Raw genomic sequence first — 10,523 nt, 5'->3', positions numbered from 1 at the left:
GGCCGTGGCCGCCCCGGCCCCGACCCCGGCCCCCGCCGCCGCCTCCTCCAAGGTGACCGCGATCGAGGACGAGGTCGCCCGCACCCTGGCCGCCTCCCTCGCCGACCCCGCCCTGCGCGAGCGGCTGCGCACGGCGACCGCCGCCGCGCCTGCCGGCGCCGAACTCGCCCCGCTCGCCGCCGGACTGTCCGGCGACACCGCCCGTGGGCTCGCCGCCACGACCGCCCGCGCGGACCGCGCGGTGGCCACCGCCAAGGGCCTCGGCGACCTCGGCCCGCTGCTGCGGGTCCAGCTGGCCGACCCGTCGATGCGGGCCGCCCTGGACGCCGGCGCCGCGCCGCTGGTGGCGATCGCCGGCACCGACGAGCACGCCCGCACCGTCCGCGCCTACGACACCGCCGGCCGGGTCCGCGGCCTGGACGCCGCCACCCTGCCCACCCGCCCGGTCTACCTGGTCGACATCGACACGGCCAAGGCCCTGACCGCCGGGATCGACCTGCTCCAGCGGGAGTTGGCGGCCCGCGGGATCGCCCCGGCCGCCTCTGCCGCCTCCGCCGCCCCGGCCGCCGTGCAGGCGGCCGGCTGGTGGGGCACCAAGATCACCTCGGTCGAGGTGAACGACGACGAGGAGCCCTGGTTCAAGGGCGCCGCCGAGATGTTCAGCCTGGTCTCCGGCTTCGGCCTCGACGGCAAGGTCCGGGTCGACTCCGTCGCCATGCCGTACCTCCAGTACGACGGCACGGTGTACTACCCGAACCAGATCCTGGTGAACTGGTCGAACTACAAGTACAACCTGGCCGACGTCGTCCTGATGGAGGACGACGGCGACACCAACTACCTGGCGCTGGCCCAGGCCGTCGCCGCCGTCCTGCTCACCATCGCCGACCAGGGCGCCTACATCCCGCTGGTCAACGCCGTCCTCGCGGCGCTGCCCGCCTCCTGGTGGACCGACGACCCGGACTACGTGGAGTCCTGGTACACCCTCGCCCGCACCAGCACCGGCCGCCTCAACGGCGCCCGCGGCAACGGCTGGATGACCGTCGAGCCGTACTGGGTCAGCCAGCTCTGACCGTCCCCGACCGGGCCCCGACCGGGCCGGGCCGGCGCCGCGCGTTGCCGCGCTCCGTCGGCCCGGCCCGGTCGGGGCACAGTTGATCAACCCGTGTCACGGAGTCAATTCCGTACTACCGTGGGCACGATGACCATGGAATCCACTTCGACCGACCGGCCCACCTCCCTGGCCGGGGCACCGACGCTCCAGGCCCGCAACTCCGCCGCCTTCTGGACCGCGACCGGCGTCAGCCGGGGACACGAGGTGATCCGGCGCCGTGGCTTCGTCGCCGTCGACGGCGACGAGCGCGCGGGCCTGCGGATCCTGATCCAGGAGCCCGACCTCGACCCGGCCGAAGCGGCCGAGTTGAGCGAGCTGACCCGCCGCGCCGCCGGCCCGGTGACCGTCGAGGATCCGTTCAGCTCGACGGACCTGAGCCACCTGGGCATGCGCACCTGGCAGATGCCGATCATGCTGCGCCTGCCCGGACCGGTTTCCGCCCCGGCCCTGGACGTGACCCGGGTGCAGCGGCCCGAGGACCTCCAGGTGGCCGAGCAGGTCGTGATCGAGGGCTTTGACCTCGACGGCTTCCAGCCCTACCGCCCCGGTGAGCTCTTCCCGACGTCGCTGATCGAACAGCCGGGCGTGGACGTGTTCGTGGCCTCCGTCGACGGTGCGGTCGCGGGAGCCGGCGTGAGCGTCCTGGCCGACGGCGTCGCCAGCCACTACTGGATCGCCACCTCCTCCGCCTTTCGGTCACGAGGGGTGGGCCGAGCCGTCATGCTCGGCGCCCTCGCCCACCTCGCGGACCTCCCGGCCACCCTCACCGCCTCGAAGCTGGGCCGGCCGCTGTACGAGTCACTGGGGTACGAGGTGGCGGCCCCCTCGACCTGGTGGTCCGCACCGTCCGGCACGGCGTAGCGCCGGAGCCGGGGGCGGCCCACCCGCACCACCGTGACGCGCGGGCCGCCCCGCACGGGAAGTCGGAGCAGCCGACTTCCCGTGCGGCGGCGGACAGGTGCGGGAACCGTGGCCGGGTCAGCCGATGGACTTGATGGCGCCCCAGCCGCCGTTGCCCACCTGGGTGCTCGGGCCGTCGACCGGGCCGTGGATCGAGGTGCCGCCCTGGTAGAACTTCAGGGTGCCGTCACCGGCGGTGGCCCACATGTCGGCGGTGCCGTTCCGGTCGGCGTCGGCGGCGCCGGCGATCAGGGGACGGTTGGCGGTGGTGTACCCGTGGCCGTACTCGGTGCGGGAGCTGAAGGACTTCCCGTCGGGCTGGCCCATGTAGTGGTACAGGATGCCGTCCCGGGTGTCGCGGGCGAGGAGGTCGACCCAGCCGTCGTGGTCGGCGTCGCCGGGGGCGCTCAGGTCCATGACGTCCCAGCCCGTGGTCCCGATGACGACGGGGGCGCCGACGGCCGGGGCGGTGCCGACGGCGGCACCGGGGTAGAGGAAGAGCTTGTTGGTGTGCTGGACCACCAGGTCCGGCTTCCCGTCGTGGTTGGTGTCACCGACGCCCACGACCTGCGCGGTGGTGGGCAGACCACTGCCGATCACTATCCACGGGGCGAGGGTGCCGTTGCCGAGGTTGGGGTAGACGCGGAGCTCGCCGCCCACGCGGGCGACGACGTCCTCCTTGCCGTCGCCGGTCCAGTCGCCGCGGTGCGTCACGGAGGCTCCGGACCAGCCGCCGGCGCCGATGACGGTGTGCGGGCCGAGGCCGCCGCTGCCGGTGCCGGGATAGAGGCGCAGCTTGCCGGTGTCGTCCACCGCGACGAGGTCCGGCTTGTGGTCGCCGGTCATGTCGCCGGGTGTCGCGGGCACCGTGCTCCTGTCGAGCTGGATCCGCGGGGTGGTGCCACCGGTGTAGGTGATGGGCTTGCCGTCGCTCTTGAGCAGCGCTTCGAGCTGGTCGATGCTCATGCCGGGGTAGGTCTGCCTCAGCACGGCGAGCGCCCCGGCGACGTGGGGGGCGGCCATGGAGGTGCCGTTCTTCGACGCGTAGCCGCCGGGAACGGAGGAGACGATGCTCGTGCCGGGGGCGAGGAGGTCCAGCAGCGGTCCGCGGTTGGAGAACGTGGCGAGCTGGTCGTCGTCGGTGGTCGCGCCCACCGTGATCGCGGAGGGGACGCAGCCGGGAGCGCTGACGGCATCGGTGTCACCGCTGTTGCCGGCGGCGACGACGGTGGCGACGCCCGCGGCGCGCAGGCTGTCGATGACCGCCGCCCGGAGGTCCCGGGTGCAGGCCGTGGTCCAGTGTCCGTCGCCCAGGCTCAGGTTGGCCGCGACGACATTCGTCCCGGCCTGCTTCAGCGCGAGGACCTTCTCCAGGCCCTTGACCTGGGAGCTGGTGAAGCTGAGCACGCACGGAGTGGTCCCGGCCGCCCAGCAGGCCTCGTCGGAGTTGAACTTGGAGAACACCTGGACGGCGATGACGTCCGCGCCGGGCGCGACACCGCGTACGGGTGCCCCGCTGATGCCCGCGCCGTTGCCGGCGGCGATACCGGCGACGTGGGTCCCGTGGGAGCACTCGGTGCCCAGGGTGGCGCACGGGCCGCTGCCGGCGTCGGCGCTGCCGTCGCCCTCCTGCTGGGCGGAGCCGTCGGGGCACAGGCTGGTGGCGCCGGCGGCTTCGTCGTTGACGGAGAAGCACGCCTGGGTCTTCACTCGGCCCGCGAGGAACGGGTGGTTGACGGCGACACCGGTGTCGAGGATCGCGACCGCGGTGCCGGCGCCCGTCTTCCCGGCGGCGAAGGCCCGGTCGCTGCCGATCTTGACGGTGGATTCGTTCAGCGTGGGCGGGACCGGGACGTCCTCGCTGACGCTGACGACCCCCGGCCTGGTGTTCAGCTTCCGGAGGCCTTCCTGGTCCACGCGGAGGGTGATCATCGGCAGGGTGTCGTACGAGACGAGGGTCGGGCCCGCGTCGGCGGCGGAGGCCAGGTCGGCCCGCCGGTCGGTGACGACGTTGACGCGGACGGTGCGGCCGTTCCGGGTGCTGTCGAACAGCGGGGGGTCGACCGGTCCGACCCCTTCGACGGGGGCGGAGGCGGGGACGGGGACGGGGGCTGCTTCGGACAGGGGGCCGATGCCCACCGGTATCGCGGTGAGCGCCGTCGCCGTCGCGGCGGCGACGACCAAGCTGCGTGTACGTGGCTTCACTTACTGCTCCATAGACCGAGGACAGGGGGTGGGGCCGAGGGGCGGAAGGGTTCCGCCGCCCGGCCCCGTTGCGACTGGGCGCATCCGATCCGGCCCGTGCGCGGTGCGCTGCCGGAAGGACTCGACGCCTCACCTCGTCGCGTAGGCGCCGTTCTTCGGATTGCCGAAGCCGCTCACGAACTTGTAGTAGGTCCACGCGTAGCCGTAGCACTTCGGCCGCCGCAGGACGAAGTAGTGGTTGCAGCTCTGGTTCTTCATCGTGCTGTAGAAGGCGTTCTCGACATTCGACTTCTTGTTCCGGTCGAGGTAGTACGGGTAGTTCTTGTACGTGTTGCCGATGAGGCCGTAGCCGTAGTCGTGCATGTCGCACGCCGGTCGGAAGTTGAAGCCGCCCGGCCTGCTGATGTTGGGTCCGGGGGTGGTGCAGCCGTCGTGGTTGATGCCCATGACCCGGAAACCGGTCGGCGTGTACTTGTAGGTCGCTGCGTGCCAGCCGTAGTGCGCGACCCAGGACGCGCAGCCCCGCTTGAGGTACCACATCCAGTCCGTCGCGCCGGAGCAGTAGCGCGGGTTGGCCTGGGTGTCGGTGAACTCCCCGGTGGTGAAGTCCGCCGCCGGCGGTCCGGCGGCGGCGGGGTCGGTGATCCCGGCCGCACCCTCCAGCGGCGCGTCGGCGGCCGGACGCGGGGTGCCGACCGGGGCGGCGCTCGGGGAGGCCGACCCGGCGGGGAACGTCAGGTCCCAGTCACCGTTGGCCGGTGACGTGACGGCGGAGACCCGTCCCGCGCCGTCGTAGGCGTACGAGGAGACGGTCTCGATCCCCGAGGCCGGGTTGGCCACCGAACGGAGCTTCCCGGAGGCGTCGTACGAATACCGCGCGAGCGTCTGCACCGTGGCACCGTCGGTGAGGGTGATCTCCCGGGCCCGGCCCGCGAATTCGCCGGGTGCGGATGCGGTGGCCGTGGTGGCGGTCGAGTACGAGACCGTCAGCAGCCGGGAGGTGGCTTCCCCGGCCTCGGTGTCCTTGACCGTGGCGACCCGGCCCGCGGTGTCGTAGGTGACGGTGGAGAGGGCGCTGTCGGCGACGGTGCCCAGACCGGTGACGCGCCAGCCGTCGGGTCCCGAGGCCACCTGCTTCCAGGTGTAGGTCGGTGTCAGCCGGTCGAGTTCGACCGGGGCGCCGGCATCGGTGTCGGCGGAAAGGTCCGCGTCCGGCACCGACCCGGTCATGCCGGACACCTCGGTGGCGGTGGACACCAGGGTGCCCGTCGACTCGTTGAACCGGGTGGTCTCGGTGAGGGTGTCACCCTCGGGGGTCGCGTACTTCCTGACCGAGCCCCCGCCCGGGTAGCTGAGGCTGCTCTGCAGGGCGTAGGTGACCGCGGCGTGCGCGCCGAGGTCGGTGACGACGACGGAGTCGCCCCGCTGCTCCAGCTTGCGGTTGAGCCGGCCACCCACGAACTCGGCTTCCCAGCCCGGGCCGAAGACCCCCATGTCCGCACGGGCCGCGGGTGCGGACTCCGGCCTGGAGAGACCGTCCGGCTGGACCGTGACGGTGTGACTGCGGCTCATCAGGCCCGTCGCCACATCGGTCTCGTGGATCTCGAACGACCTGTCCGCGGTCGAGTAGACGCCGGGGCCGACCTGCTGGAGTTCGCCGTCCGCCGCCGGCGGTTCGACAACCTCGGCCGTCAGGGCGGGTAAGGCACCCGCAGGTGCCGCTCCGGCCACGCCCTGCGGAAGCAGCAGGGACAAGGACACCGCGGCCAGCACGGGAAGCGCGCTTCTGCTGCGCACGAGTTCCCCTCTCGTGAAAAGGCGATCAGTGGTCCGAACGGACCGACGGGTCTTGACCGGTCCGTTCGGCTGGTGCGCACATAGGAGGAGGGGAGGCCCGGAAAGGATTCACCTCCGGTCGGGGCTTTTTCGCGGGCGCGAGGCTCTGCCGAGCGGTCGATCAACGGGGCGGGCTGCACAGGAAGTCGGGTGGATCGACTTCCTGTGCAGTGCTGGTCGCTGCGGGCGGTTGCCGGTGAGAGCGTGCCGGGCGAGGGTGGCGAGCGGCGGGTGCATCGAGGGTGCTTTCAGGTCGACGCCCTCACGCGGCTGGACAGCGTGACCATGATCCGGGAGGCACGGAGGGATTATGAACGGCATTCACAGTGACCAACCGGTACGCGCCGCGTGGCGAAAGAGCTCCTACAGCAACGGGTAGGTCGGATGTGTCGAGGTCGATGACTCGCGCCCCGGAGCGGTGCGCGACTCCAAGGACCCTCATGGCCCCGCACTGGTCTTCCCGGCGGAGGCGTGGCAGTCGTTCGTGCAGGCCGTTCGCTCCGGCGAGTTCGGTGAGGTCTGACCGATCCCGGTGACGGAGGCGGTGCACCATGCCCAGGCGTGACTACGAGGACGACCCGAGCGCTCCCGAGGCCAATTCCCTCGTCCCGGCCGCTTCTGTCGTCGTGGTCGACGACGCGGGCCGGGTTCTCCTCCAGCGGCGTACCGACAACGGGATGTGGGCCCTGCCCGGCGGCAGGATGGACATCGGTGAGTCGCTCGCCGGGTGCGCTGTCCGCGAGACGCGCGAGGAGACCGGCATCGATATCGAGATCACCGGGATCGTCGGCACCTACACCGACCCCCGCCATGTCTTCGCCTACGACGACGGCGAGGTCCGGCAGGAGTTCTCGATCTGCCTCCTCGGGCGCCCGCTCGGAGGGGAGTTGCGGGTGTCCGACGAGTCCCACGAGGTGGCCTGGTTCGCCCCGGCCGAGACGGACGGGCTGCCGATGGTGTCGAACATCCGCTTGAGGCTGGCGGACTGGCGCTCGGGGAAGATCCCCGTGGTGCGTTAGCTACCGTTCTCCGATCGGCTCCCTGTCACTTCCTGGCGTTGGTGCGCTTCGTCGGCTCCGCCGTGGTCGGGTCCTCGGGCCAGGGGTGGCGGGGGTAGCGGCCCCTGAGATCCGCTCTCACGGCGTGGTAGCCGTTCTTCCAGAAGCCCTCCAGGTCGCCGGTGATGGCGGCGGGGCGGCCGGCGGGGGAGAGCAGTTGCACGGTGAGCGGTACTCGTCCGCCGGCCAATGCCGGGGCGGCCCTCCATCCGAAAAGTTCCTGCAACTTGACGGCCAGTACCGGGCGTTCGGTGCTGTAGTCCACCCGTATCTTCGAGCCGCTGGGCACGGTGATGCGCTCGGGGGCCAACTCCTCCAAACGCCCGGCCTGGCCGCTTGCCCAGGGGAGCAGGCGTTGCAGAGCGTCCGTCGTATTGATCCTTGCGAGGTCGGCGCGGCGGCGGGCGCGGGACAGCTCGGGTTCCAGCCACTCCTCGGCGCGTTCGAGCAGCGCGGAATCAGACACGTCCGGCCAGGGGTCGCCGATCGCCGCGTGGAGGAACGCCAGGCGTTCGCGCAGGTTGGACGGGAAGGTCAGCAGGGCGCTCACGCCCTCGCGGGTGAGGCCTTCGAGGATCGCGGTCCGTACGAGGGCCCGATCAGGACGGGTGAGCGGCTTCTCGGAGAGTTCGATGGCGCCGAGGGATTCCACCTGCCGGGAGACGACCTCGTCCCGCCGGGTGTCCCAGTGGACTTCGGCGCGCTTGGTGAGAAGCGGCGCGCCTGCGAGCAGCGCGGTGTCCTCGTCGAGCGCCGCCGCATGCAGCACCCGCGCCGAGTGCGCCCCCGCCGGCCGGTCGGCCGTCGCGACGGCGAGCCACGGCAGTGCGCCCAGCGCCGTACCCGGGGCGAGTTCGGCCGCCGTCCCCGAGGCCATCAGGTACGGGCTGCGCTCGCCCGGGGCGGGCCGCTCGACCCGCGCCCGGGCGATGCGCTCCGGGAAGGCCAGGGCGACGACGAGTCCGACGGCGGTGGCGTCGGGCAGGGCGGTGGCAGGTCCGTCACCGGCGGCACGTTGCAGGCGGCGGACTTCGTCGCGCCAGCGCCCGGCGTAGGGGTCGCGGGAGTCCTTGACCCCGCGCCACACGGCCGCGAGGTCGTCCCCCAGTGCGCGCGGCGGTTCCTCCGACAGCAGCGCGACCACCTCGGCCGCCCGGCGGGCGCCCACGGCGGGTGCGCCGTCGACCAGCGCCCGCCCCAACCGAGGGTGCAGCCCGGTGCGGGCGAGCCGCACGCCGCGCTCGGTCGCCCGACCGTCGGCATCCACCGCCCCGAGCGCCCGCAGGGTCTCCCGAGCGGCGGCCATCGCGCCGGAGGGCGGAGCGTCGGGCAGGGCCAGCCCGGTGGCGTCCGGGTCGCCCCAGCAGGCCACCTGGAGGGCGAACGGGGTGAGGTCGGCGAGCGCGATCTCGGGGGTGGGGAAGCGGGCGGCGCGGGCGTCCTCGGCCTCGTGCCAGCAGCGGTAGACGGTGCCGGGGGCCTCGCGGCCCGCGCGGCCGGCGCGCTGGCGGGCGGCGGCGAGCGAGGCCCGCACGGTGACCAGGGCGGCCAGGCCGCGGGCGTGGTCGGTGCGCGGCTCCCGGGCGAGTCCGGCGTCGACCACGATCCGCACGCCGGGCACGGTGAGGGAGGACTCGGCGACGGCGGTGGCGAGGACGACGCGACGCCCCGACGAAGGGGTGAGCGCCGCGTCCTGCACGGCCTGCGGGGCGCGCCCGTGCAGCTGCAGCACCTCGGCCCCGACCCCGCCCAACTGCCCGGCGACCCGGGCGATCTCGCCGACGCCGGGCAGGAAGCAGAGCACGTCCCCGTCCCGTTCGCCCAGCGCCCGCCGAACCACCGCCGCGACATGGTCGAGCAGCGCGAAGTCCACCCGGGTGCCGTGCGCGGGCCGGACGGCGCGCGGCGGCGGCGCCCACACCACCTCGACCGGGTGCGAGACGCCGTGCGCCTCGACCACCGGCGCGCCGTCCAGGAGTTCGGCCCAGGCCGCGGTGTCGGAGGTGGCGGAGGCGCAGACGATCCGCAGTTCGGGCCGCAGGGCGGCGCGCACGTCGAGCAGGAAGGCGAGCGCGGTGTCGGCGTCCAGGTGCCGTTCGTGGCACTCGTCGAGCACGACCACGTCGACGCCGGGCAGTTCCTGGTCGCGCTGGAGGCGTTGCAGCAGCACGCCGGTGGTGACCACCTCGACCACGGTCTCCGGGCCGACCCGGCGCTCGCCGCGCACGGTGTACCCGACCTCGCGGCCCACGGAGGAGCCGAGCAGCCAGGCCATCCGCCGGGCGGCGGCCCGGACGGCGAGCCGGCGCGGCTCGGCGACCAGCACCCGGCGCACGGGGCGGCCGTCGGCGAGCAGCCCGGCCAGGGCGAGCGGCACCAGGGTGGTCTTGCCGGTGCCGGGCGGCGCGGCGAGGACGGCGGTGCCGGGCCCGTCGAGCGCCTCGTGCAGCGCGGGCAGGGCGGTGCGGACCGGCAGGTCGCGCCAGGACGCCCCTGTTGATCGTTGGGGCAGCAAGCCGGCTCAGCCCCGCTCGGCGACGAAGATCGCGGTGCCGGGGATGAGCCGCCCGCGCAGCGGCGACCAGCCGCCCCAGTCCTGCTCGTGCCCCTCCGGCCACTCCGGTTCGACGAGGTCGACCAGCCGGAAGCCGGCGGCGACGAGTTCGCGGACCCGGTCGCCGAGCGTGCGGTGGTGCTCGACGTAGCTGGCGCGGCCCTGCTCGTCCTCCTCGACGTAGGGGGTGCGGTCGAAGTACGAGGAGACGGCGGTGAGCCCCTCGACGCCGGGTTCGTCGGGGAAGGCCCAGCGGATCGGGTGGGTGACCGAGAAGACCCAGCGCCCGCCGGGCCGCAGCACCCGGTGCACCTCGCGCATCAGGGCCTCGGTGTCGGCGCTGAACGGCACGGCGCCGTAGGCGGAGCAGGCGAGGTCGAAGGCGGCGTCGGCGAACGGCAGCACGGCGGCGTCGGCCTGGACGACGGGCACGGGTGCGGCGCCGCGGGCGAGGTCGATCCGGCGGGAGTGCTGGAGCTGGCGGTAGGAGATGTCGAGGGCGACCGGGCGGGCGCCGCGGGCGGCCAGCCAGCGCGAGCACTGGGCGGCGCCGGCGCCGATCTCCAGCACGGTGCGGCCGGTGACGTCGCCGAGCAGGCGGGCGTCGGCCTCGTCGAGGCCCTCGGGGCACCAGGTGAAGCGGTCGTCGCCGAGGAACTCGCCGTGCTCGTCCTGGTACTCGTCGGCGTTGCGGTCCCACCAGTGGCGGCTGGCGCGGCTGCTCTCGCCGACGCCGGCGGACCTCCTTACCGCGTCGTCGCCGTCCTCGTCAAGATCGTCGGGCTCGGGGAGGGGGGTGCCGGTCACGGTGAGAAGGCCCATCGCGTAGGGTGTCGTCTGCGGAAGCGCCGCTGTCGCG

At 73.4% G+C, this 10,523-nt stretch carries 7 protein-coding genes and 1 pseudogene; 4 read left to right on the top strand and 4 right to left on the bottom strand.

Features of this window, described 5'->3' with window-relative positions:
- Positions 1-1,069, top strand: a 1,069-nt coding sequence (locus tag VR45_RS15070; protein WP_045940262.1) for a DUF3103 family protein, incomplete at its 5' end; no start/stop codon positions are given.
- A 129-nt stretch (positions 1,070-1,198) separates the two neighbouring features.
- Positions 1,199-1,972, top strand: coding sequence for a GNAT family N-acetyltransferase (locus VR45_RS15065; protein WP_045940254.1), 774 nt, complete (start codon positions 1,199-1,201; stop codon positions 1,970-1,972).
- A 117-nt stretch (positions 1,973-2,089) separates the two neighbouring features.
- On the opposite strand, the gene VR45_RS42335 is transcribed toward VR45_RS15065, so the two are convergent.
- Positions 2,090-4,216: a S8 family serine peptidase gene (locus VR45_RS42335; protein WP_159394219.1), complete on the bottom strand. Its 2,127-nt coding sequence runs from the start codon at positions 4,214-4,216 to the stop codon at positions 2,090-2,092.
- A gap of 129 nt (positions 4,217-4,345) precedes the next feature.
- The gene (locus tag VR45_RS15055) at positions 4,346-6,013 is read right to left on the bottom strand and encodes a phospholipase A2 (protein ID WP_052709092.1); all 1,668 of its coding nucleotides are present in this window, start codon (positions 6,011-6,013) and stop codon (positions 4,346-4,348) included.
- Positions 6,014-6,362: 349 nt separating this feature from the next.
- Here VR45_RS15055 and VR45_RS15050 point away from each other — a divergent pair.
- Together VR45_RS15050 and VR45_RS15045 are read left to right on the top strand one after the other, a co-directional pair.
- A pseudogene (locus tag VR45_RS15050) lies at positions 6,363-6,575 on the top strand (DUF397 domain-containing protein).
- 28 nt (positions 6,576-6,603) lie between these two features.
- Positions 6,604-7,071: an NUDIX domain-containing protein gene (locus VR45_RS15045; protein WP_045940253.1), complete on the top strand. Its 468-nt coding sequence runs from the start codon at positions 6,604-6,606 to the stop codon at positions 7,069-7,071.
- Between the two features lie 25 nt (positions 7,072-7,096).
- Here VR45_RS15045 and hrpB read toward each other — a convergent pair whose 3' ends face one another.
- Both hrpB and VR45_RS15035 read right to left on the bottom strand, forming a co-directional pair.
- A complete protein-coding gene (gene hrpB, locus VR45_RS15040; protein ID WP_234325979.1) occupies positions 7,097-9,625 on the bottom strand; it encodes an ATP-dependent helicase HrpB in 2,529 nt (842 codons plus the stop codon).
- Between the two features lie 6 nt (positions 9,626-9,631).
- A complete protein-coding gene (locus tag VR45_RS15035) occupies positions 9,632-10,486 on the bottom strand; it encodes a class I SAM-dependent methyltransferase (protein ID WP_045940252.1) in 855 nt (284 codons plus the stop codon).
- Positions 10,487-10,523 lie beyond the last annotated feature (37 nt).

The sequence above is a fragment of the Streptomyces sp. NRRL S-495 genome (genome assembly GCF_000966955.1).
GTDB lineage: Bacteria > Actinomycetota > Actinomycetes > Streptomycetales > Streptomycetaceae > Kitasatospora > Kitasatospora purpeofusca.
The sequence above is the reverse complement of the archived record's forward strand: the minus strand, read 5'-3'. Positions and strand labels throughout refer to the sequence as shown.